This is a genomic window from Gimesia chilikensis (assembly GCF_008329715.1).
Lineage (GTDB): Bacteria > Planctomycetota > Planctomycetia > Planctomycetales > Planctomycetaceae > Gimesia > Gimesia chilikensis.
On the sequence record NZ_VTSR01000004.1, the window covers coordinates 204842 to 226785 of the forward strand.

Genomic DNA, 21944 nt, shown 5'->3' on the forward strand with positions numbered 1-21944 from the left:
ATAACGCAAATCAGGTGGTGGGCGATAGCGGAACACCGACGTGCTATTCCGAGAAGTTTATCTTTAAATGGTTGACCTGATGGTGTCAATGGAGTGCTGAAGCGATCAGTTGAAAAGACTCGACACCGCCGGGAAAGAGGCGTACACTGACGCTATCATCAACTGGTTTCTATCTGTCTTTTATCTGAAACGGCCCTGGAGTGCTCCGCATGAAACTGCCTCAATTATTTACTCTATTCTGCCTTTCAATACTCTGCTTGATGTCGACGATGAAAGACTCACTTGCGGCTGACCCGGTGATCTTCGTTCCAGCCGCCGACAATGGCATTCAGCTTCCGGAAGGACTGACTCTCGGCCCCTGTTCGGCAGTTGACTTCGACAGTGAGGGGCGGATGTATCTGTTTCATCGCGGCAAGCAGCCCATCCTCTGTTTTGATCGTGAAGGCCGATTCCTCCGTTCGTGGGGAGATAAACTGATCGGTCAGGCACACGGACTCCGCGTCGATCAGCACGATCATATCTGGGTCACCGATATCGGAAATCACATGGTTTACCAGTTCGATTCCACAGGGAAAATTTTGCTGGCCATCGGTCAGCCTGGCAAACCGGGGACCGGCGAGAACCAGTTTAATAAACCAACCGATATCGCCTTCGGGCGTCACGATGAAATCTATATCTCCGATGGCTATGGGAACAGCCGGGTCATGAAGTTCGCCGCGAATGGAAAATACCTGGGACAGTGGGGCGAGCCGGGAAAAGGACCAGGGCAGTTCAATCTCCCCCATTCGATTATCCTCGATCGCCAGGGACGCATTCTGGTCGGAGACCGCGAAAATGATCGCGTGCAGGCCTTTAATTCGGAAGGCAAGCTGCTGGGGATCTGGACCGGCTTCGCTCCCTACGGTATGGAATTTGATGCTCAGGGGAACCTGTTCGTTGCTGATGGGCGTGCCAACAAAGTGTTGTTGTTGAATTCCAGCGGGAAAGTCGCTCAGAGCTGGGGTCGCAAAGGGGCCGGACCGGGCGAATTCAATCTGCCTCACATGCTGACCGCGGACACCGCCGGAAATCTGTTCATCGCAGAAATCGGCGGTAAACGTCTGCAGAAACTCCTGCGGGAAAAATAAAACGGCCACCGAACCCGTGAGATACCAATCTTTGGATAATTCGGTGGCGCAATGTATGAGCGACACAGGAAATATACCTGGGCTCTAATCTCAATCAGATGGCAGCATTTTTCTTAAGGAAAAATGAACTTAGTGTTTACTGATCTGGGTAGTATAAGGGGGAAATATCAGCTCTTTGATAATGAAATTAGAGACTGCAACATTTCAAAATACAAGAACCTGCACAACCGGCCCAGCACCAGTAATCGGAACCGCATGTAATACAGCCAGGGGCGCATTTTCTAAGACAGCTCCAGTTACATTTTGGTTTGAATGCGGCCTCTAATGCGTAATCATTTTCCAGCGATACTTCACACGTAGAAAGATTTGTGATGTTCTCGCACTTAACAACAAGAATCGCTGAAAAGTATTCAACGTCCTTAACCGACACTGTGATTCGAGTTTTAACTGAGACTTCAGGAGGAATCGGGTCAAATTCTTTGATTTCCCAGCAGAGTTTGACGGGGATACCGAGATAAGGCAGTGTGACACAACCTCGCTTTCCATCTGCTGTCCCCGTTGCGATGACAGGTTGAGATCCAACTATCCAAAGTTTCTGTGTCGAAAAATCTGTAGGCGTTTTTTCTTGAGCAACCGATTTCAGATTGTTAAGACTATCCAGATCGAGTTGGGTGATAAAGGTGTTCTCAGTTCCGCTGTTACATCCACAAGACATATTCAGGTCTCCTTTTTGTAATGAGAAAACAACTTGTCTGCAAAATAACAGACATTTATTTCTGTCATGTTATCTCTGCGACTAACTGACTCTGGTTACTGTCGATTTAAATAAATTGACTTTAAGATTGAGGTGTGGCTTTCAGTTACCACTGGTTTCATGAGCAAAAGATGAAAACGAGAAGTAAGAGAAAAGCACATTTCAGCAGAAACCAGTCGAACTGTTTATCAGTTTGAATTGGGTTGCTAACTCTAAACCGTATTTCTTCTTCGTGGGATGTCACGAATTCAAAAGAAATATCTGCTTTTTCTAAATAATGTCTTATTAAATAGGTGAGATTTACTTGCTATACCGCAATGAGATATTGATGTGGCCTCTCACGGGACATGAGGGGCATTAGAAGTGATTCGAGTTGTGTGTGGGGGATATGGATGGATAGAATTATGACTGCCGACTCGATTAGTCGAAAAGTCTGAATCAAGCCGGTTTACCCGAACAGTTCCATGATCGGCTTCCCTGTGGTCAGGGTACGTAACAATCCCGTCGGGTCCTGCGGGTTGTTAATCGGGATGTCCAGGGCGTGGTAGATCGTCGCCGCGAGTTCCTCGGGGCGGACCGGCTTGTGGGTGGGATATTCACCGTACTTGTTTGTCTTTCCATAGACGTTGCCTCCTTTGATGCCTGCCCCCGCCAGGATTGAGGAGAAGCACTTCGGCCAGTGCTGGCGTCCCGGGGGATCCTGTTTCAGAACATAGGGTGTACGGCCGAACTCGCCGGTGACGACGACCAGCGTGTTATCCAGCATGCCCCGTTCCTTGAGGTCCGTGAGTAACGCGGCCAGCGCCTGGTCCAGTCGGGGCAGACAGAAGCCCATGCCGTAGGAACCGTTACCGAACGCATTCCCCATGCCCATGTTTCCGCCATGCATATCCCAGCTGCTGCTGGGCGGTCCCTGCTTGTCATGGTCGGCTTGACCGGCCCAGCCGTTAACGGTGACGAACCGGACTCCCGATTCCACCATTCGACGGGCCAGCAGCAGGTTCTGCCCCAGGGGATGCATGCCGTACTGCTCGCGGACCTTGTCCGGTTCCTCATGCATGTTAAACGCACGTCGGCCCTCAGCCCGCGTTAAGGCATCATAAGTCTTTTCTCGCAGGTCCGACCAGTCTTTGACTTTCTGATCTTTATCGAGTCGCTTCGATTCCAGTCCACGGAGCAGTGTCTTCCGCTCCTCAAACCGCTGCTCGTCATACGGATTATAAATTTCGGGCGGCTTGAAGTCTTTCATCGCCGGATGATTGTTCGCCGAACCGACGAACACCGGGGCATAAGCCGAACCCAGGTAACCACCGATGCCGATGTTCGGCGCACAGAAAACAGGTGGTCCCACGCATTTGATGAGCCATGCATTAGAAACGAAGTTCCGTTTACTCGGCTTGAACTTGGCGACGAAGGAACCGAGGTAAGGCTGCTCGTTCGCCGCTCCTTGCTGCACCCGTTTATCCGACTGCCCACTGAGCAGGTTGTGCATCGCGTCAAAATGATTGCTGATCGCGCCCGGATGCGACATGGAGTTAATCAGCGTGAACTGGTCGGTCACTTTGGCCAGCTCGGTGTGCATCTCGTTGATCCGCATGCCCGGCACTTTGGTTTCGATGGGCATATAAGGCCCGCGATAATCGAGGGGGGCCTCCGGCTTCATATCCCAGGTATCGATGTGGCTCGGTCCGCCACACAGCAGGATGAAGATACACGACTTCTCTGCCGCGACCGCTTTCCCCGCGGCGTCCAGTTTGTCGCTCCCCATCACCACGCCCGGCATACCGAGACTCAGTGTTCCCAGGCCACTCGCAATCAGGGCCTGCCGACGATTCATCTGGAATTCATCCATACTCAGCCTCATCAAATAAAATATAAGCCGGGTTTGATGTGTGGATTATACCAGTTTGACGCGCGTTGCAACACAAATCTCCGGGAAATCCGTTAAGTCGGGGCCTGACAACTGGTAAACGATTCGCTGCCCGACGGAGCGATACTGTCGGCGTGATCCACAATCTGCCGCAGGCGTTCTTCGGGACCGGGCGAATTATTCCAGATCTCAAAAGCCACGTTCAAAGCAGTCTGCATGCGGGGCTGGTCAGCATATTGATTGACGAGTCGGTTGAATCCATCCGCTTCATACTGGATGAGTTCCAGTTCCTGTTGCGCATGGGCGAATTCCACGCTGTTTCTGGTTTCGTCAATAAATTCCCGGATCACCTGTTCCATAACGGGCTGCATGCCCGGAATTGCTTCCAGCAGATAATGGTTTCTGCATCCCGGGATGTCGCCGCCTGTTTTGTTTAGCCTGACCCGTACCTGACGTGCTTCGCTTTCCAGAAAATCGTTTTTATTCTGAATCATGAGTGCTCCTGCTTTCGGAAGAGAGGAAAAGTTTCTGAGAGATCCGCTGCAAAATATCCTGAAGTCGTTCCGACTGAAATTCGGCAGCGGTTAACGTTTGAAAAGCCCGACGTGACGAAGGGGTTATGTAGTGTTGCTGATTGCGGAGGATCTCCGTCGCCCGTGAAATCTGGATTGTCTGCCCCGGACAGATGCGGGATAACGCTTCGGGTATCGCTTCGGAACGCAGGGTGACCGCATTCACATGCGAAACCAGTTCCACGCCCACGCGGAATTCCGGCTGATACAGTTCCAGCACCGGATGTAACAAGCTGCGTTCGTTGCTGAGCGATGCTGTGTTGAACAGAAACCCATGCAGGCGGGCGATCAATTCCTCCAGAAGTTCCTTTAACGACTGCGCCAGCATCTCCCGGCGTAAGGACTCTGAACCTTCAGAAACAGCAAACGCCAGCAGTCCGACCAGTTCTTTTCCACTGTCCAGCAGAAGAAACCAGCTCAGCAATGCCTGCATGCGACTCCTTAGAGAATCGGAACAGTATCCGAGGGACAGTGATTCCAGCAACCGGGGATCGACGACCGGAGCTGCGCTGCCCCGCATCTGGGCAGCGATATTCGCTTTCTCTTCACGGGGGAGATTCCAGGCATCGCTGAGTAGATACTCTGGCAGATTCGATTCGGCCAGGAAGACCAGAACATCACCCACATCGAGTTGATCGGTTTCGCAGAGAGTCTGCAACTCCCCGAGAAAGTCGGTGATCGGCTTCTGTCGCCACAACTGCTGACTGCATTTGAGATCGGCTTCGACACGAAAATCGGCATCAAATACCTGCTCAGGTTGGAAGAGGCTCTGTTCATGGATCTCGGAGAACAGCCGCTGGTTCCGGTAATTGCCCGTGACTTTCGCGTGAGGATCGATCAGCGTCCAACGCTTGGCACTGGTCTGCATCAGAATCCCCATATGAAACATCGGCGGTCGGAGTCGATCGATGCCAGGACGAGCCGTCATGAATTCCAGAAACGTTTTCAGTTCGGGTTTGAGTATCACTTGCTGTCGATCTGCCCGTCTGAGAATCCCGCGGGCCACCCGCGCATCATGGCGGATCGCGATTTCAGAACCGGAGATCAGAGGCGTCGCTCCCAGTACAGGGGCTCCCGCCAGTCGGGCGAAAGCGAGCAGGATCAACGCACGACCCAGGCAGTTCGGATTCCCATGTTTGTGGAACTGGCGAGGAAAGATCCGGTTACAAGACTGGTTCGTCAGATCATCACAGACATGCTTTACCAGTTCGTCTTGCGTTCGCACCGGTTTCGTCCGGGTTAATAACTGGTGAAAGAGTTCCTCACAGATGTCTTTTCGATGAGAGTCAGAACCGTCTGCATAGTCTACAGCCAGTGCTTTCAGTTGATGATCCAGTCCTTCCATCGCAGACTGGATGGCCTGTTCGCCGAGTTGTGTGAGCGTCGATGTCAGCGGGAGTGATGTTGTTTTATGTGCAATGAAGCCTGTGCGTTTTTGGCAGAACGAGAGGATGCGTTCCAGGTCGGGATGCAACACTTCTCGTTGGTCGGGGCGCTGCCGCGCTATTGATATCTCTAAAGAGCAGGGGAGCCTCTGATTGACTGTAGTCATTCCCTCTCCATTCGTAAGGCCCGCTCCTGAAAATGTTCGTGTCCCCTATTAATATCGCAATTCCCCGCGGGGTCAAGCACGGATTTCCACCGCGAAGATTTCGGCCCGTCGGAGATCGTCCAGAGAGAAGTCTCACAAAATTCAGATTTCATGACCCACCTCAGAATTTTCTATAACTGTTCAAATAAATATGTTACAATGCAGTCTCTTTAACAGCGAACCTGTCTTTTTATCCCCAGTTCTGGGGCTTTATCTTTCTTCATTTCTTGATGAGAGGAGGCTGTTATGTCTGCGTCTGCTTCTCACCGCTCGGTCCTGCGTTACATCTACAACCACAATCCGTTCTACGTGATTAGTGCTGTGCTGATGTTGTTCGCCGTGCGGTCTGCTTACGGAACCATTGAGATCGGTTCCATCAACTGTTGGATTATGATGGGCGTGCTGGCCGGGTATACCCTGTTGCTGGCGGGGATTGGAGTGCTGATCGTACGCTGGGGCAAAGTCTGGGAGGACGCCCGTTCGATTCTGTTGCTCCTGCTGCTGTTGTTCCTTGGAGTCTCGGTGAGCATGGATGACCTGTTCTCCCGCGTTTCCCAGGACCAGGGCCTGCTGCTGATGTGCGGCGGATTTCTGTTCTCGGCACTGCTTTCCGAAGCCGTTCTCTGGGGCGCCGGCATTCGCTTGGGAGTCCGTTACCGGATTCCGTATCACCTCTTCCTGGCGCTGTTCTATGCGGCACCCTGGTGGTGTTCTCCCGAAATGCATCCCCGTTCGCCCGTCGAACTGGAATGGACCCTGTTTCTGTTCCCGGTCGTCGCATCGGTCCTCTTTCTCTGTCTGTGGCCCGCGATCCGCGGAGGCGTTTCTTATGTGAAGACCAATGGCACCCCCTGGGGCTGGCCCTGGTTTCCCTGGATCGCTTTCGGCATGATCGCTGCCTGCGTTGCCTTTCGTTCGTTCATCCTCTGCCTGACCTTCGGACCAGCCGGGCCGATGTGGATCAAACCGATCAGCGGACCCCGCCTGATCTCTTTTGATACCCTGTGGGGATTTTACTTCCTGATTCCACTGGGATTCGTGTTGCTCCTGCTGCTGCTCGAAGGGGCGATTTCGACCCGCAACAAAGTCTTTCAGGCGGGACTGATTCGCCTGGCACCGCTGCTGCTTCTGCTGGCCATGCCTATGTCCGGAGGACCGGTGCACACCGGATTTCTCTTCAAAGTCACTGACGCGATTGGTTCTCCGATCTGGCTGGCAGCGTGGATGCTGGTCGGCTTCTACCTCTGGGCGGTCGTGCGACGTGTGCCGGATGCGATCTGGGGTGGAGTCGGAGTTCTGGCCCTGTTTACCATTGTCGGTCCGCAGACCCTGGGGACGCGGACCTTGATTGAACCGACTCCCTGGCCGCTGCTTTTGGACGGTGCCCTGATGCTGGGGCTGGGTCTCCGCCGACGTTCTTCGGGGATCTGCACCGCAGGCGTCATCGCCGCAACGCTGGGGATCTGGTATCTGATTCCCGATTCGATTCTCGCCGAGTATCGTTTCACGGCCTGTTTCCATTTGCTCTGGCTCTCCATGCTGGTTCTGGGGCTGACCATGAAAGACGATTTCAGTCGCGTCCTGCAATGTGCCAGCGCATTGTTTATTCCCTTGGTTTCCGTCGTGGTCATCTTAAATGAACGTGCTGCGGAAATACCGTTGATCTGGCGTCTCTCCTATGTCGGCTCCTGGGCCGTGGGGTGTCTGTTGATCGCCCGGCTCTGGTCCAGTCGCTGGTTCAAGTTCTCCTTCGCCGCCACGGTCGGCATCCTGCTCTATACCAGTGCGACTTTCGCGTTTCGTCTGGCGATCCAATACCTCAGTCGAGAAGCGGTCATCGCCTTCATCTGGTCAGCCGCTGCCCTGATCCTCGCTTTCCTGATCAGCGCTCATAAAGCACGCTGGCTCCCCGAGCCGGCCTGGCTGACCTTCCGTAAGGACGCACCTCCGGAACCGGAAATACTACCCCCGCCACCAGACATCACATCGGGTGAAGAAGAGTAATCGAAGTTGATTAATATCAACGGGGCAGGTCTCGAAAATCCGGGACCTGCCCCGTTTTCTTTGAGAGCTATGACTCCTCATGTAAATGCAGGCTGGGATCCTTATCACCACTGATCTGAATCAAGCGGTCCGGATTCTGATACTGGGCCACCAGATAACGTGTCAGGTCGATCTGCATTTCACGCATCGTTCCCAGGTACCGGCTCTGTTCCTGGTTCTGCGCCTGCTGGTGTTCCAGTTCAATCTGGTTAACCCGGCGTCGAGTCTCCTCTTCGGCCTGTTGTATTTCCTGTTGCTGATGAATCTCCTCATCGTGTTGCAGTCGCTGCAGGTGAATGTCATGTTCGGTTTGCCGGGCTTCCATTTCCTGACGCTTTTCCGCCCGAATCGCTTCGCGGGCCAGTTGTACATCCGCCAGTTCCTGGGCCTGGATTTCCGTCTCTGCATCCAGCTTGAGCCGCGTCCGGGCTTCGATCGCACTGTCGTGCATCGCCTGCAGCGTTTCGCCGGCTGTATATCCCCGGTAGACGACCTTATTGATCTGGTAACCAATGCGGTTCGCCCGGGACAGCAGATTCTGGTACGACTCCAGTTCGTTTAACTGCTCGGTATCCTGTTTGAACGCTTCAAAGGAACGCGTTCCAGCGAAATCAACGACGTCAGCTGTCACCGCATTGATAAAGTCAGCAATCGGATCATGCGTCTGGTCCAGCATCCTTTCGATGTCGGACAGCTCAAAGAAGATCATCAGCTTCACGGTCAGCAAGGCATCATCGGAAGTCCGCACATCGTCGACCAGGTAATAGGTCTGATCGGGAATCACCCGCAGCTTGTGAAAGCTGAGTGCCCGGGGCACCTTATGCGTCGGCGTCTGGGGATCGGCTCCATGCCAGCGAAACTCGTGCAACCATTCGTTTTCCTGCGGAACAAACAGCATCGGGCCCCGTTCCACACGTCGCTGCACGGCCTCCCCGGACCTGCGATAGACCACGATTGCTTCGTGAGAATCGAGTTCCAGCGAATCCATCACCTTGATCGCCAGATGTTCGACCGGATCGTACCAGACCGAGGTCGGCCCGCGCTGGTGTTCACAATGCCCGTCGACAAATTCAATCGAGAGATATTCGTCCGCTCCTGCGCTGTACTGCCTGAGCGGCTCAATCGTCTTGCGAAACAGAATCATCCGCCGCGGACCGTCAATGTACTCCACCCGTCCCTTAAAATCCCAGACCGCAACCCGCTCACCCTGTCGAACTGTTTTAATACCGATCATGATACGTCTCCCCTGCTGAACACTGTGATTGAAAAAGTGTCTCGAACAGCTGGCCCGGATTTCTCATAATTAAACAGATAGTGTTTAATGTACACATATAGTAGTGTGGCGGGGACACTAAGTCAACGGTTGATATTTGAAAAAAGGGAATGCTCGCTGGTATCGTCAAAATGTCCTGTAATCTACTTGGACAAATTCGGGGTGAAACAGCTTCTGGCATGCAATACGCAATGGCTGACAGGGGGCTTCGATCAAACGGTCCATTCCCTTTCGTCTGTTGATCGGGTAGTTTATTAATAGAACTCATTAACGCGTTCCCACTCCATTAGAGACGTATTCCTGAGGAACCCCATGCGCAGGCATTCTGTCACTTTGATCTGTTGTCTCACACTGCTTCTGCTTTCTGCTACGTCCGCAGTATCGGCAGCAGCGCAGCAGCGTCAACCACATGTGGTGATTATTCTCGCCGATGACATGGGCTATGGTGACGTCACCGCCCTCAACGCCGACAGCCGGATTCCGACACCCCATCTCGATCAACTCGCCCGTCAGAGCCTGACCTTCACCGATGCCCACGCCGCGGGCTCCTATTGTGTGCCCTCCCGCTACGGGCTGCTCACCGGCCGCTACATGTGGCGTACCCGCCTGGGTTCGGGGGGCAACCTCGCGAATTTTGCCGGTACCCTGATCGAACCGGGCCGCAAAACGATTGGGAACCTGATGCAGGACGCAGGCTACCAGACCGGACTCGTCGGTAAATGGCACCAGGGTATCGACTGGAAACTGCACGACGAAAGTGAACGGGCACAGATCCGCGTCGACCCCAACTATCAGAACTTTAAAAATATCGACTTCGCCTCGCCTGCGTTGAAAGGTCCGCGTGACTTTGGTTTCGCATACTCCTTCGGCACCGCCGGTTCCGCGGAGATGAACCCCGCCGCCTTCATAGAGAACAACCGTGTTACCGTCATTCCCACCATGACTTCTGCCCAGGCCAAAGCACAGCACGGCGAATGGTATGGTCGGGACGATAACATTGTCGCTGCCGGCTATACCATGGATCGACTCGTTCCCACGCTGTCGAACAAGGCCTGCGAGTTCGTCGAGACCGCGGTCCGCACGAAACCCGACCAGCCCTTCTTCCTCTATTACGCGATGACCACCCCCCATAACCCGATCGTTCCCAATCAGGAATTCATGGGCAAAAGCAAAGCCGGCACCTATGGCGATTTCGTCGTCGAACTCGATCACCACGTCGGCAAGCTGCTCCGGAAGCTGGAAGAACTGGGGATCGCCGACAACACCCTCGTCATCTTCACCAGCGACAACGGCCCCGTGAACCGCACCAAAGGCTATCCCCAACGCTGGGTTCGCGGCGACACAATGATTTACGGTCATGACAGCAACGGTCCCTGTACCGGCTGGAAAGGGGGCCTCGAAGAAGGGGGGCACCGCGTTCCATTTCTCGTGCGCTGGCCGGCGGTCATCAAGCCGGGCGAAACCTGTTCGACCACGATCGTCTTTAACGACGTCCTGCCTACGCTGGCAGAAATGCTGGACGTCCCGCTCGACAGCAGCACTGCAGAAGATGGCGTCAGTTTCTACCCGGCCCTGCAGGGCGAAGCGCGGCCCGTCTCGTTCCATAAGGCAATTGTCCACAATCATCATAACGGCACGTTCGCCGTCCGTCAGGGGCCATTCAAGCTGACGATCAGCGGCCCCAAAACGGTCGAGGACGTTCTGGATGACAGCATCCCCGTGGCGTATACCCTGTATGATCTGGATCAGGACATCGAAGAAACTACCGACATCGCGAAGCAGCATCCGCAGCAGGTGCAGCAGATGCACGCCCTGTTGAAACAATATATCAAGGCCGGCAGAAGTAACGGCAGTGAAAGCCCCTGAAGTAACGTCTCTTGCCGGGACAATACCGGCATGCTGGTGTATGATCATTGTATTTGTCTCCTGAAACATTCAGACAGCCGAGGCCTCTCATGCAGCTCGATCCCTTTCATCTCGCGTTTCAGGTGCGTGACATCGCCGAAGCCCGCGCCTTTTATGGTGACCTGCTCGGCTGCAGTGAAGGACGCAGCGCCGAGACCTGGGTCGACTTCAATTTCTTCGGCCACCAGGTCGTCTGCCATCTGAATCCGGACATCGGCCCCGATGGCAGCATCGTGACTCACGTGAATCCCGTCGACGGTCACGGCGTGCCTGTCCCCCACTTCGGTGTCGTTCTCACCATGGATCGCTGGCAGGCCCTGGCTGATCGCCTGCACGAACGTCAGATCGAGTTCGTCATCGAACCCTACATCCGCTTCCAGGGGCAGCCGGGCGAACAGGCCACCATGTTCTTCCTCGACCCCAGCGGTAACGCACTGGAATTCAAAGCCTTCAAAGATATCGAATCGCAGCTGTTTGCTACCTGATACAGAAGTGCTCGCACCTGTCTCCTTCGTCGACGTGATTTTAATTTTATCGCAGAATCGCGGACGCCACGCCCGCCAGGCCCATTGATATTAGAAACAGGAGCGTCCCATATCGATTTTTCTGCTTGAACCAGCACAAGGCAGCAGCACCGGCGCCGGTTCCCACGAGTAGAGTGAGACTGCATCCCAAATAATTTTTCCAGGTCAGGGCGATCTTGTCGAGTGACTCATATCGGCCGTAACTGTATTCGATCGGTCCGTAACGCACGTTGTAATACACTATCGTGCTCACCATCATCAGGCCAACCGCGATATAAAACAGACTGATTAAGGAAGCAATGATGCCTCCCACGAAATGCCAGCGCATGTGGAATACCTGCATTCTCTTGAAGTCGGAAGCAGCTTCCGAAGGGATATACTTGTAGATTGAGGTCGCACTTCCAGGGAAATATTCTGCTTGCAGAGTGCGACCGATTTGGATAATTTGAGTTCGACGTAAATGCATGTTTAGAAATACTCAAAGCGGAAAATGAATGCAACTGAAACTGTTTGCTGCGACTCACTTCCCTGTCGTTTTTGAAATCGTCCGAGGTAATGATGGAAGAATTCTTATACCTGAAAAAATCAAGACGATTCTGGGGCTGGACGCTTTGCCTGTCACTCATCTCGGCCATCCTCTCTCCGTTTCTCAGCATCAACGCGGTCCTGAATATTATCACCAGCATCTCGCAACGCTGGGAAGAGACAGACCAGCAGCAGCCGTTCGAATTCATTGTGGACATTCTCAATAACTCCCTGGCCGCCCTGAGCGCCGGGGCCACCGCGATGCTGGTCTCCCTGGTCATCTTTCTGATCTCGCTCATCCTGTATCTCAAGCGGGGTAAAGCCATGCTGGCGCTGACGGAAAGAGCGATCACCATTTTGGAATCAACCCCGGAACACGCTGAAGTCCCCTCTACCGAATGACCCGTTGCCGAAAATAAAAAATTTGCTGTGCAATACACACTGGAATTATCTCTCCCGGTCTGTGCGTAGAACTGAATAAACTGAACTTGATTCGCACTTTCCGATCCATAAAGTGTTGCAATTGTGCTTCGCGCGCGAGGCGGATGATGCGTGCACTGGAATCTGCGACACAAGTGACCTGGATGCACCTGAATCGACGTCGATTTTTGCTGTTTTTCACCGGAACACTCAGCACCGGTTCCCGTTGTCTCGTATGATTTCAAAGCATTTCGGAACCAGTTCAACCAAACTGAGCGGCAACTCACCGGAAACTCAGACCGTAAATTCTGCTTGACACCCCCACGCCGATCGCGATGATCAGCCCCGTCACGCAGAGTGAAAGAAACGAACAACAACGCCGAGCAAGCCCCGGGCGTGTTGTCCCCTGATGCAGCAGATACCATGTAAGACTCCCAGGAAAACAGAATTAGCAATCTTTCAGCAGCGGAGAAACGTTCTCCGCTCACCAAAACGCACTCATCATACGCAGCGGCTCCTGTGCGGCGAGGTAAACATTCAGAGCCAGATTCCCCGCAAATCGCTCTCACACTACCTGCACAAAACTGCTAAACTCCCCGCATGTCAGGTTCGTGTAAGAGCAGGGCAGGGACGCAAGTCCTTTGAGGAACCCGTCCCGGAAAAATCCAATCGAATCAGGATGTCGATGATGAAATTCAGGAAGCTTGGAAATACGGATATCACGGTTTCGGAAATCTCCCTCGGATGTTCCGGATTCTGGGGCAATGCCCGCTTTCCGGAGCGACAGGCTGCGGACATCATTCACACCGCGTTTGACGCAGGCGTGAACTTCTTCGATACGGGTCACAACTACTGCCACTTCCACGCCGAACCCCGACTGGGACGCATTCTGAAGCCGCTGTTTGCGCAGCACGACCGCTCTCAGTTCGTACTCTCCACCAAGGCCGGCACCATCGTTCCCTCCGCCCCCCTGGTTTTCCGCAATCGTCCCAGTAAAGATTTTTCACCCGATTACATCGAAGCCACATGCGCGAAGTCGATTCAGAATCTGAACTGTGAGTACCTCGATATCTTCCAGCTGCATGGCATCACGCAGGACCAGATTACGCCAGCACTGATCGACCGACTGTGCTCTATGAAAGAACGGGGCATGTTCCGCTGCCTGGGCGTCAACAGTCATTCCGCGGCCGATCTGCTTTATATCGCCGATCATCCCGATCTGTTCGACATGGTCCTGCTCGACTTCAACGTCCTGCAGCTCGACCGGGAACCCGTCATCCGCAAACTGGCCGAAGCAGGCATCGGGGTTGTCGCGGGAACCGTGCTTGCCCAGGGACACCTCGTGGCAGGCAAAATCGGCTCCTTCAAAAGCACCGCCGACCTCTGGTACCTGGCCCGGGCACTGCTCAAATCGACGGGCCGCCAGTTCTCACGCAACGCCCAGCCGATGCGGGAGGCCCTCGCTACAGTAGAAAACCTGACTCCGGCCCAGGCTGCATTTGCCTACGTGCTCGCCAATCAGGATATCTCAAGCTGTGTATTCGGAACGACGAAAATCAAAAACCTCAGAGAGATCCTCGCGGCCTCCGATCAGAGTCTCTCGGCAGAAGTCAGAGCCGCAATTCGCAACACGTTCGAACAGATCCCTGAAAGAATCAGCGCCTGATCGGGCAGCATCAATGACGACCGGTCTTCAGCCCTGGGTAAGATCTCCCAGGATATGCGGATGCAGGTCGACCGTGAACGGCTCAAAGAACGTCACGTCATTCCCATCCTCACCAGACTCCATGCGATACGGAACGTAGATGTAGCGCGATAACCCCTGGCTGACCACATGCACGCGGAGTCCATCGCGGGACGGCGGCTCGTGTTTCTCGGGAATATTCACATCACAGGCCAGGGCAGAAGCCACGATGTCATTGTTTTGCGTCTGTTCCTGCAGCGCCTTGTCCAAAGCCTGGTAGATATCTTTCTGGTCAGGCTGCGCTCCTCCCAGATCTGCTCTGACCGCGTTCAATTCGAGTGCGGGCGTGAGGAGAGCACCAAACGGATTGAACCCGCCCGCCTCCTGCAGCATCGATTTGGCCTGGTCGTAGCAGTAATTGAACAGCTCATAAATCTTGTCGGAAGGCACTTCCATTTTCGGTATCCCGTCCTGAAGGCAGTTTCAACTCAGTTTGATATTAGAGAAGAAATCAGTCGTATGTTTGTTGTCAGTCAAGTTCCTGTATCGTAAGCACATGGAATTCCCACTTCAACCATGTGTCAGCATCTACAGCAGCAGGCTGAATCACCTTGTATTAAAAATATTTGTGATTCAACTGTAAATCATTTAAAATCAAGGGTCGCAGCAGAACGGAATCCCAGAATAGAAACATCTCACCAGGGGAGAGAACTCATGCAGCGCTCAATGTTAAAACTTAAGATCCTCGTCACCGTCGCGACTCTCACAGCACTCACCGCCGTGGTCTCGGCCGACGAGAAGCAAGCAGCCGCAATTCAAAAGGACCGTAACCTGATCGCGGGTACCTGGCAGATCGAGGTGCTGGAAATCAACGGCAACCGTTCAGCGGGGGAAGATGTGAAACAGCTCACCGTCGTCAACGGCGCCGACGGTACCTGGAGTCTGCGTTCCGATGGAAACGAGGTCGGTCGTGGGACGACCAGCATTGATCCCAGCCAAAGCGTCAAAACCATCGACATCCAGCCAACCTCCGGACAGGACCAGGGAAAAACCTACCGGGGAATTTATGAACTCGGCAAAACGACCCGCAAACTCTGCTTCGCCCCTGCCGGCAAAGACCGACCCACTGATTTCAGCTCGAACGCAGAGAATCAACACATCTTCGTGAAATTCAAACGCGTCCAAGCGACTCAGGAAAAAGAAGTCCCCTGAGGTGGCTGTGTCGGGGCTGAAGTGTCTGATTCCCAGAGATCCTCGGGGCGATTTCCCCAGTGACATTGCCCCGAACCCAGTTGCGAAACCTGATCGGTGCCATTTGAGATGGAGTAGAAGCACAGCACCGGGGGACGCAGTCGGGGCGTGTATTCTGGAATCATCACGATGCAGTGTGCTTCATCAGATTGATAAATGCGACACTTTGATCTGTCAGGCTGAACAAATTCATGCGAGGCAGAGAACTCGCGCAAAGCCAGTCGAACAGCGCGACGTTTACGGGGAGATAAATATTTCCACTCAGGCGGAAGAAATCTTACGCCGAAAAGTACCGCACAAAACAGCGAAAAAATGAGGATTTCAGAACCCATGAAGCATCCCTCGGCTGGATCGGTTCAGGTCAACTTACAAACTAACAATCTGATAGCTAAGATTTCGTTCTCTTAATCGCCCATGGGGAAGACGGAAATGTCGTACTACTCCGGAGCGGAATGGCGCTGGCCACCAGTTTCATCCAGCGTCTATAATAATATAACAGCGATTCACGACCACTCACTACCGGGAAACGAAAAGAACTCCATGCTGACACAATACTGTGTACCACCATCTCAATTCATCAGAGCCGCCCTAGTGACACTCTGCCTTCTGACCAGCCCCGCTCTGGTTCAAGCCGCAGACTTCCGCGTCGGCACTCCCGCTGAGCTGGACTCCGCCAGAAAGTCCGCCCGCCCGGGAGATGTCATCACCCTCGGCGGCAAAGACTGGCACGATGTCCGTCTGAAGCTCAAACTCAAGGGCACGCCGGAGCGGCCGATCACCGTGCGTTCCGAAGTCGCGTTCACGGGGGCTTCCTCGTTAAATCTCAACGGCGAACACGTCATCCTCGACGGTTTAACCTTCCGCAACGGGAGCCTGGAGACCGGGCACGTCCTCCTGATCCGCGGCGCACACAATCGCGTCACCCGCTGCACTATCGAAGCCTATAACCCGGACAAGATCGACACCCGCTATCAGTGGCTCAGCCTCGACGGGCATCATCACCGCGTCGATCACTGTCGATTCGCCGGCCAGAACCATTCGGGAACTACGCTGGTTGTCTGGCTGGATGAAGAGGGCGAAGTCGGCCGGCACCGCATCGAACGCAATCACTTCCTCAACCGCCCGCGGGGGAACGGCAACGGATTCGAAACCCTCCGCATCGGTACCAGTGAAACCTCTCTGAAATCGGCCCAGTGTGTGGTCTCTGAAAACCTGTTCGAAAACTGCGATGGCGAAATCGAACTCATTTCCAATAAGTCATGCGATAATGTTTACGAACGCAATACCATCGTCGGTTGTGCTGGTGCACTCACCCTCCGGCACGGCAACAACTGCATTGTCCGCGATAACCTCATCCTGGGTAACGGCGACCGCCATTCCGGCGGCATCCGCGTCATCGGAGAAGGGCACCAGATCACCGGGAACCACATCGAAGGCGTCGGCGACCGGATCGACGGTGCGATCGCTCTGAGTGCCGGCGTGGAGAATCCGAAACTGAACCAGCACGCCCAGGTCCGCAATGTACTCATCGAAAACAATACGCTGATCGACAACGCCGGCAAGGACATCGTCCGCGGTCACGGTCTGGGCAGTCGCTCCCGGACGCTGCTTCCCGAAAATATCACCGTCAAAAACACACGCCACTCCGGCAAACCCGCCATGAAACAAATCAAACCCGCAGACGTCGGCCCGGACGCCCGATAGAACTAGGGATACCCCCCAGCGTCACTGCTCCAGCTCTGCCTGCGGTTGTTGAAACAGCAGTGCCACTTCCACCAGCAGCCGTTCTGCAGGGGTGAGCGACTCCCGTTCCTGGATCACCTGTTTCGCTACCGCAGGGACGTTCGTCAGCAGGCCATCCACGCCCCGGTTCATCATCTGAGACATCATGGCCGGATCATCGACCGTCCACACAAAGACCTCTTTCCCCGCTGCATGGGCCCGCTTCACAAAATTCCGCGAGGCGAAATTCGCGTTCACGGCCAGAAAGTCCGCTTGAATCTCTTTCAGGTTGCCTGCATAGACGGAGAGCAGGACACCGCACTTCCAGTCCGGTCGCAGGGCTTTGGTCTTCGCCACCCCCTCTGGTTTGAGCGACATGATCATCACCTTGTCGGCCATACCCGCTGCTTCGACAATGTCCACCACCCGCTGCTCCAGCTGCTCATCGTGGCCGTAATATTTCAGCTCAATAATCACGCCCGCCTTGTCTTTGCATAACTGCAGCACGTCGGATAACAGAGGCACCCGTTCTGCGTTGAATTTCGGATCCAGCCAGCTGCCGATGTCGATGTCTGCCAGGTCAGCTTGCTTCGCATCCCAGACCTTAAGCGGATTACGTGACAGTTTCATGAAGTCGCTGTCGTGAATCACGACCACTTTGCCGTCCGCCGATTCCTGTACGTCCAGCTCAATCCAGTCGGCACCCTCGTCAATCGCAGCCTGAAATGCGGCCATCGTATTTTCGGGAGCCGCTTTGGAGGCACCTCGATGTGCCATCACCTGTGTTTCGGTTTCGAGATTCAGCGAACGCTCCAGCGACACATATCCGATCAAAGCCGCCAGCAGAAAACCAACTATGCCTACCATGGCCAGGCGGGACGGAGTCAAAAGTGGTTTCCCGCGCTGTTCCACTTCCAGCGGGCTGGCCTCAATCGCAGCACTGGCGGCGGAATGCAAGCGCAGATAACCCTGAAATAACAGACCCGCGCAGGCGATCGTCGCAAACAGGTTCAGAATCAGGCTGCTCGCCGACAGGATAAACAGCATCAGCCCCACCCGCGTGGCCAGCATCAGCAGGGAACCGACGGTTGTGGGAATCAGGAACCGCCCCGCGAGACCCACGAGCGCAACCAGCACCAGATTCAGAATCAACACACAGATCACCCAGGTCACCAGCCAGATCAGGATCGGACGACGTTGACCGGATACCAGCTGCTGACTGGCCTGCAGACCCTGTGCGGGAGGCGTCTGCTCGAACAGAATCAGTGGCAGCGCCAGGAACCAGCCGGAATAGAGTCGAAACAGGATCATAGCCAGAATCAGCACCAGTAAAACACCGATGCCGACGGCGACCTGGAATTCGGTCGGTCGTTCTTTGAGATAAAAATTGATGTCGTATTCACCCAGCAGACCAAAATAGACAACTCCTGCAATCAGCAGAAACGGGACCAGGCTGAGCAGCGTCCAGCCAATCATTTTCGCGGTTACTTTCAGTACATCGGCCGCGTGTCCTGCGGCAAACCGCAGGGAATCAAGCATTCCCAGCTGCTGCCCCCGATGTCGGGCCGCCAGGATGGCCAGTAGCGACGCCTGTTCCAGCGCGACGATACTTAGCCAGACCGCACCCAGAATAATTGCACACAGCCAGCCGAACGGGCCGGCAAAGAACAACGCGATATCCACGTCGGTCAATACACTCTGACCTGCGATCGCCAGCAGGAAGTGAAACAAACCCGCCAGTAACGGCGTCAAAATCACAAACGCCAGCAGTTTATAGAGGAGATCGGTCGCAACCAGCGGACGCCAGGCGGAACCCAGGCTGCCTGTGATCTGACGGATGAAGGGGGAGAGAGACATGTCTGCTTCCTGTTCTGGTTCAGGCAGAGATTCAATCCGTCGCTGGTAATACTCAGTCCGTTTGCATGCGAGAGGCGATTCCCATCATACCGCAGCTCACTCGGGAAATCCCAAACAACATTGAGACGGTTCCCGAAAAAACGAAAAAACAGGGAGAACACGCGATAGCAAAGTACAGCCCTGTTGTCAACGAGTTTATCTATGCGTGGATGATGTTGTTTGCATGAAGCACGCGCACCAACCTCACAGTTTTCTCAAGAGAGTTCACTACAGCGGTTTCATCTCAGGTATTAATACGGTATACACTTGGCAGCTTACGCTTGTTCCAGACCAGAACCGGGCTTTGCGTTTTACCCACATCGACTCACAGCTAAAGCAGTACGATGGAATTTTACGAAGAACACCTGGAACGTCTTACCTTGCGGGAATGGTTCCGGATGCAGTCTCCCCGCGTACTGCTGGCATTTTATGTCTGGTTGATGTTCAAAATCCGTCTGGCCAGCGTCAAAACATGCATCAGCATAGTCAAAGGGGACATTCGAGAGCGACTGATTGAACTGGACCAGGTCCCGGAAGAAGCACGGTCTCGGATCACGCCGATCCTCGATCACTTTGCAGAACAGGGCTTCGTCGATTTTCTATTGGAAAGCTACCTTTACGGTCGCAATCGCGATCACTTAAAGCTGGTGGGGGTTCGCATTCTGGCCCGGCACAAAAGCGGTCGGTGTGTGGTAGCGGCTCCCGTCATTTTCGGGGAAGCAGATGGTTCATATTGGGGAGAAAGTGGCCTCCATACCTTTATTGACGCAGAAAATTCGATCACCAGCGAAGTCGGGCGCCAGAGATTCGATCGCACGCCGGGAAACGCGGTGACGTATTATCCCGAGTGCAGGTTCGAAGAGTTACTGGAACAGCATCGGCAGACCATCGCCAACCGGGGAGACACCTATGTCTCCATTCACAACCAGGATGACATGCTCACTTACCTGCAGCGGCTGGAAGATCGCGCAGTCCAGCAACTGGTGCAACGGGGATACCTGGTCCCCTTCGAGCCAGAAGAAGGACCGGACCTGCCCGAGGTCGTCGATTACGGTTTCAAACCCGTGGAAGCAGAAAAACAGTCCGCGATTCCTGGCTGTCTGATCTTTGTCGTGGTCTTGATCAGCACCATCCTCTGGAAGCTCTGGAGCTGAAGTCCGCTTCCAGGCCTTGATCTGGGTGTGCAGGCGGTCACAACTCCTGCCGGGCTCCTGCAGAATGGCTTTCTGTGTCGACGGTCTCCTGATACAGTATACGGGGAGAGGGTGTCCTGACTTGAATACCAGCGATCGCGCAGGGAGGAATATCATGGATGACAACTGGGATGAAATTGACGATGATCCAACAGAATATCTGCCCGAGGTCACCGACCTCATGCACCGGCTCTTAAACTCCCATCGCAAGTCACCCGACGAAGCCGACTTTCAACGCTTTCCGGGCATTCCCCTCGAAGCCCTGGACGAGGCCTACCGGGATCTCAGCACACTCGGCCTGATGGAATATACCGACGAACTGGTCACCATCGGCGACCATCAACGGCGCAAACTCCGCCTGACCCGGGAAGGACTGTGAGAGATCCTTCAGTCAAAGCTCACTTACTGTTTTTATTTGCGAAGCGTGTAGACACAACTGTTACATTGAGCGAAATGCCTGTATGTCAGATGAAACGCCAGCCAGTCCGAATTAAGGTCGCACGGAAGTCCGGTGTAAGTCGCATGGGAGAATTTAAAACTGAGATAATCCCTGTCATCGAGACCATAGCTACCGGTCGCAGATCGCTTTGACAGGGAATCCGCTTCGTCGTCGAGGGGGCGCCAGTTGTCGAGAATCCGTACATCGAGTTCGACCACATTATTGGAGCGAAAGATCAGCACTTCCTCGTACAGGACGCAGAAGAAAATACCCCCCGCGTGCAGATCGGAAGTCGCCAGGGGGCCGCTGGTATATTCAGCGTCGAGTGTAATCTGAGAGAGCGGGTTAGCGGCCATAGGGAACTCTGCTGTAAAGGTGCGAAAACTGGTTTCCTCTTTCTGTTGAGACAAACATAGGCAAACACAGGTTCGGTTGCTATCATACCCGCGACATCAGATCCCCCTGTCATGAAGGCCAGCTGCCCATGTTTCGCAATCTCATCGACAAAATCAAAAGCCTGGCAGCCGACGGACGTGAACCCTTCAATCCAGCGACACTCGACGATCCCGTCGCCCTCCGCACCGACTGGTCCCCACTCAAAGGGGGCGGGGCAAACTTCTGCACGCGGAAACTGGTACAGGTCTCCCCCCTGCGTTACGAATTCCGTGCGGCAGCGGGCGCCATCTGCTTCTACCTGATCTTCTTCGGGCTCGGGGCGGCCGCCCTGGTTTTCTCGATTTCTCAAATTATCAGCAGTGAAAAAATCATCGCACCGGAGATTCTCATTCCGGGTGGCGTCGGTCTTGTCTTTGCCATCATCGGCAGTGTGATGCTCTATTTCGGTACCCTGCCGGTGGTCTTCGACAAGCAGCACAACTGTTTCTGGAGAGGCAGGATCCCCGACGACGAACTGATCTACGCCACCGCGAACGAACAGCTTATGCCCTTCCAGGAAATCCACGCGATCCAGCTGATCAAAGAATATATCCGCAGCAAAAACAGTTCGTATCACAGCTACGAAATGAATCTCATCTCCCGCGACGGCGTCCGCACCAACGTCGTCGATCACGGCAACCTCGAAAAGATCCAGGCAGACGCCCAGACCCTCGCCGAGTTCCTGGAAGTCCCCATCTGGAATGGAATCTGAGGGAGCAG

General features: G+C 54.3%; 20 protein-coding genes. 11 read left to right on the forward strand and 9 right to left on the reverse strand.

The genetic code is table 11. From position 1 onward, the window contains the following. Positions 1-269 precede the first annotated feature (269 nt). Complete coding sequence (locus FYZ48_RS04095; RefSeq protein WP_242022373.1) at positions 270-1127, forward strand: peptidyl-alpha-hydroxyglycine alpha-amidating lyase family protein; 858 nt, start codon at positions 270-272, stop codon at positions 1125-1127. 187 nt (positions 1128-1314) lie between these two features. Here the strand turns inward: FYZ48_RS04095 and FYZ48_RS04100 are convergent, their stop codons facing one another. From FYZ48_RS04100 to FYZ48_RS04115, 4 genes are all read right to left on the reverse strand, one after another. Further along, positions 1315-1842 carry a hypothetical protein gene (locus tag FYZ48_RS04100; protein ID WP_149337795.1) on the reverse strand — a complete coding sequence of 176 codons (528 nt, stop codon included), beginning with the start codon at positions 1840-1842 and terminating at the stop codon, positions 1315-1317. A gap of 487 nt (positions 1843-2329) precedes the next feature. Then, the gene (locus tag FYZ48_RS04105) at positions 2330-3718 is read right to left on the reverse strand and encodes a DUF1501 domain-containing protein (RefSeq protein WP_242022375.1); all 1389 of its coding nucleotides are present in this window, start codon (positions 3716-3718) and stop codon (positions 2330-2332) included. A gap of 107 nt (positions 3719-3825) precedes the next feature. Continuing rightward, the gene (locus FYZ48_RS04110) at positions 3826-4245 is read right to left on the reverse strand and encodes a hypothetical protein (RefSeq protein ID WP_149337799.1); all 420 of its coding nucleotides are present in this window, start codon (positions 4243-4245) and stop codon (positions 3826-3828) included. Beyond that, on the reverse strand, positions 4232-5875 hold the full coding sequence (locus tag FYZ48_RS04115; protein WP_149337801.1) for a hypothetical protein: 1644 nt from the start codon (positions 5873-5875) through the stop codon (positions 4232-4234). The genes FYZ48_RS04110 and FYZ48_RS04115 overlap by 14 nt, the downstream gene beginning before the upstream one ends. A 285-nt stretch (positions 5876-6160) precedes the next feature. Between FYZ48_RS04115 and FYZ48_RS04120 the strand changes: the two genes are divergently transcribed. Further along, the gene (locus FYZ48_RS04120; protein WP_149337803.1) at positions 6161-7918 is read left to right on the forward strand and encodes a hypothetical protein; all 1758 of its coding nucleotides are present in this window, start codon (positions 6161-6163) and stop codon (positions 7916-7918) included. A 67-nt stretch (positions 7919-7985) separates the two neighbouring features. Here FYZ48_RS04120 and FYZ48_RS04125 read toward each other — a convergent pair whose 3' ends face one another. After that, positions 7986-9191: a hypothetical protein gene (locus FYZ48_RS04125; protein WP_149337805.1), complete on the reverse strand. Its 1206-nt coding sequence runs from the start codon at positions 9189-9191 to the stop codon at positions 7986-7988. Positions 9192-9542: 351 nt separating this feature from the next. On the opposite strand from FYZ48_RS04125, the gene FYZ48_RS04130 reads away from it, so the two are divergent. Both FYZ48_RS04130 and FYZ48_RS04135 read left to right on the forward strand, forming a co-directional pair. Next, on the forward strand, positions 9543-11096 hold the full coding sequence (locus FYZ48_RS04130; protein ID WP_149337807.1) for a sulfatase family protein: 1554 nt from the start codon (positions 9543-9545) through the stop codon (positions 11094-11096). A gap of 89 nt (positions 11097-11185) precedes the next feature. Next, on the forward strand, positions 11186-11620 hold the full coding sequence (locus FYZ48_RS04135; protein WP_149337809.1) for a VOC family protein: 435 nt from the start codon (positions 11186-11188) through the stop codon (positions 11618-11620). A 46-nt stretch (positions 11621-11666) separates the two neighbouring features. On the opposite strand, the gene FYZ48_RS04140 is transcribed toward FYZ48_RS04135, so the two are convergent. Continuing rightward, entirely contained in the window at positions 11667-11987 is a 321-nt protein-coding gene (locus FYZ48_RS04140; RefSeq protein WP_149337813.1) for a hypothetical protein, read from the reverse strand. A gap of 230 nt (positions 11988-12217) precedes the next feature. Between FYZ48_RS04140 and FYZ48_RS04145 the strand changes: the two genes are divergently transcribed. Then, a complete protein-coding gene (locus tag FYZ48_RS04145; RefSeq protein ID WP_149337815.1) occupies positions 12218-12586 on the forward strand; it encodes a hypothetical protein in 369 nt (122 codons plus the stop codon). Between the two features lie 706 nt (positions 12587-13292). After that, positions 13293-14270, forward strand: a complete 978-nt coding sequence (locus FYZ48_RS04150; RefSeq protein WP_187781863.1) for an aldo/keto reductase — start codon at positions 13293-13295, stop codon at positions 14268-14270. 27 nt (positions 14271-14297) lie between these two features. On the opposite strand, the gene FYZ48_RS04155 is transcribed toward FYZ48_RS04150, so the two are convergent. After that, positions 14298-14744, reverse strand: a complete 447-nt coding sequence (locus FYZ48_RS04155; RefSeq protein ID WP_149337819.1) for a hypothetical protein — start codon at positions 14742-14744, stop codon at positions 14298-14300. Positions 14745-15002: 258 nt separating this feature from the next. On the opposite strand from FYZ48_RS04155, the gene FYZ48_RS04160 reads away from it, so the two are divergent. Both FYZ48_RS04160 and FYZ48_RS04165 read left to right on the forward strand, forming a co-directional pair. Next, on the forward strand, positions 15003-15500 hold the full coding sequence (locus tag FYZ48_RS04160) for a TIGR03067 domain-containing protein (RefSeq protein WP_149337821.1): 498 nt from the start codon (positions 15003-15005) through the stop codon (positions 15498-15500). A 468-nt stretch (positions 15501-15968) separates the two neighbouring features. Continuing rightward, complete coding sequence (locus tag FYZ48_RS04165; RefSeq protein WP_187781864.1) at positions 15969-17243, forward strand: polysaccharide lyase 6 family protein; 1275 nt, start codon at positions 15969-15971, stop codon at positions 17241-17243. A 21-nt stretch (positions 17244-17264) separates the two neighbouring features. Here FYZ48_RS04165 and FYZ48_RS04170 read toward each other — a convergent pair whose 3' ends face one another. Continuing rightward, complete coding sequence (locus tag FYZ48_RS04170) at positions 17265-19118, reverse strand: glycerophosphodiester phosphodiesterase family protein (protein WP_149337825.1); 1854 nt, start codon at positions 19116-19118, stop codon at positions 17265-17267. Between the two features lie 383 nt (positions 19119-19501). Between FYZ48_RS04170 and FYZ48_RS04175 the strand changes: the two genes are divergently transcribed. Both FYZ48_RS04175 and FYZ48_RS04180 read left to right on the forward strand, forming a co-directional pair. After that, on the forward strand, positions 19502-20311 hold the full coding sequence (locus FYZ48_RS04175; RefSeq protein WP_149337827.1) for a hypothetical protein: 810 nt from the start codon (positions 19502-19504) through the stop codon (positions 20309-20311). A gap of 154 nt (positions 20312-20465) precedes the next feature. Next, on the forward strand, positions 20466-20729 hold the full coding sequence (locus FYZ48_RS04180) for a hypothetical protein (RefSeq protein ID WP_149337829.1): 264 nt from the start codon (positions 20466-20468) through the stop codon (positions 20727-20729). 32 nt (positions 20730-20761) lie between these two features. Here the strand turns inward: FYZ48_RS04180 and FYZ48_RS04185 are convergent, their stop codons facing one another. Then, a complete protein-coding gene (locus FYZ48_RS04185; RefSeq protein WP_149337831.1) occupies positions 20762-21145 on the reverse strand; it encodes a hypothetical protein in 384 nt (127 codons plus the stop codon). 128 nt (positions 21146-21273) lie between these two features. Here FYZ48_RS04185 and FYZ48_RS04190 point away from each other — a divergent pair, with 128 nt between their 5' ends. Further along, complete coding sequence (locus FYZ48_RS04190; protein WP_149337833.1) at positions 21274-21936, forward strand: hypothetical protein; 663 nt, start codon at positions 21274-21276, stop codon at positions 21934-21936. Positions 21937-21944: the final 8 nt, after the last annotated feature.

What these genes read in the sequence shown, in the direction of transcription:
- FYZ48_RS04150 (WP_187781863.1), top strand. Translation starts at nt 13,293, where the DNA reads ATGAAATTCAGGAAGCTTGGAAATACGGATATCACGGTTTCGGAAATC.
- FYZ48_RS04180 (WP_149337829.1), top strand. Translation starts at nt 20,466, where the DNA reads ATGGATGACAACTGGGATGAAATTGACGATGATCCAACAGAATATCTG.
- FYZ48_RS04145 (WP_149337815.1), top strand. Translation starts at nt 12,218, where the DNA reads ATGGAAGAATTCTTATACCTGAAAAAATCAAGACGATTCTGGGGCTGG.
- FYZ48_RS04190 (WP_149337833.1), top strand. Translation starts at nt 21,274, where the DNA reads ATGTTTCGCAATCTCATCGACAAAATCAAAAGCCTGGCAGCCGACGGA.
- FYZ48_RS04115 (WP_149337801.1), bottom strand. Translation starts at nt 5,875, where the DNA reads ATGACTACAGTCAATCAGAGGCTCCCCTGCTCTTTAGAGATATCAATA.
- FYZ48_RS04140 (WP_149337813.1), bottom strand. Translation starts at nt 11,987, where the DNA reads ATGCGCTGGCATTTCGTGGGAGGCATCATTGCTTCCTTAATCAGTCTG.
- FYZ48_RS04125 (WP_149337805.1), bottom strand. Translation starts at nt 9,191, where the DNA reads ATGATCGGTATTAAAACAGTTCGACAGGGTGAGCGGGTTGCGGTCTGG.
- FYZ48_RS04160 (WP_149337821.1), top strand. Translation starts at nt 15,003, where the DNA reads ATGCAGCGCTCAATGTTAAAACTTAAGATCCTCGTCACCGTCGCGACT.
- FYZ48_RS04170 (WP_149337825.1), bottom strand. Translation starts at nt 19,118, where the DNA reads ATGTCTCTCTCCCCCTTCATCCGTCAGATCACAGGCAGCCTGGGTTCC.
- FYZ48_RS04100 (WP_149337795.1), bottom strand. Translation starts at nt 1,842, where the DNA reads ATGTCTTGTGGATGTAACAGCGGAACTGAGAACACCTTTATCACCCAA.
- FYZ48_RS04165 (WP_187781864.1), top strand. Translation starts at nt 15,969, where the DNA reads ATGTCGTACTACTCCGGAGCGGAATGGCGCTGGCCACCAGTTTCATCC.
- FYZ48_RS04105 (WP_242022375.1), bottom strand. Translation starts at nt 3,718, where the DNA reads ATGAATCGTCGGCAGGCCCTGATTGCGAGTGGCCTGGGAACACTGAGT.
- FYZ48_RS04110 (WP_149337799.1), bottom strand. Translation starts at nt 4,245, where the DNA reads ATGATTCAGAATAAAAACGATTTTCTGGAAAGCGAAGCACGTCAGGTA.
- FYZ48_RS04185 (WP_149337831.1), bottom strand. Translation starts at nt 21,145, where the DNA reads ATGGCCGCTAACCCGCTCTCTCAGATTACACTCGACGCTGAATATACC.
- FYZ48_RS04095 (WP_242022373.1), top strand. Translation starts at nt 270, where the DNA reads ATGAAAGACTCACTTGCGGCTGACCCGGTGATCTTCGTTCCAGCCGCC.
- FYZ48_RS04155 (WP_149337819.1), bottom strand. Translation starts at nt 14,744, where the DNA reads ATGGAAGTGCCTTCCGACAAGATTTATGAGCTGTTCAATTACTGCTAC.
- FYZ48_RS04130 (WP_149337807.1), top strand. Translation starts at nt 9,543, where the DNA reads ATGCGCAGGCATTCTGTCACTTTGATCTGTTGTCTCACACTGCTTCTG.
- FYZ48_RS04135 (WP_149337809.1), top strand. Translation starts at nt 11,186, where the DNA reads ATGCAGCTCGATCCCTTTCATCTCGCGTTTCAGGTGCGTGACATCGCC.
- FYZ48_RS04120 (WP_149337803.1), top strand. Translation starts at nt 6,161, where the DNA reads ATGTCTGCGTCTGCTTCTCACCGCTCGGTCCTGCGTTACATCTACAAC.
- FYZ48_RS04175 (WP_149337827.1), top strand. Translation starts at nt 19,502, where the DNA reads ATGGAATTTTACGAAGAACACCTGGAACGTCTTACCTTGCGGGAATGG.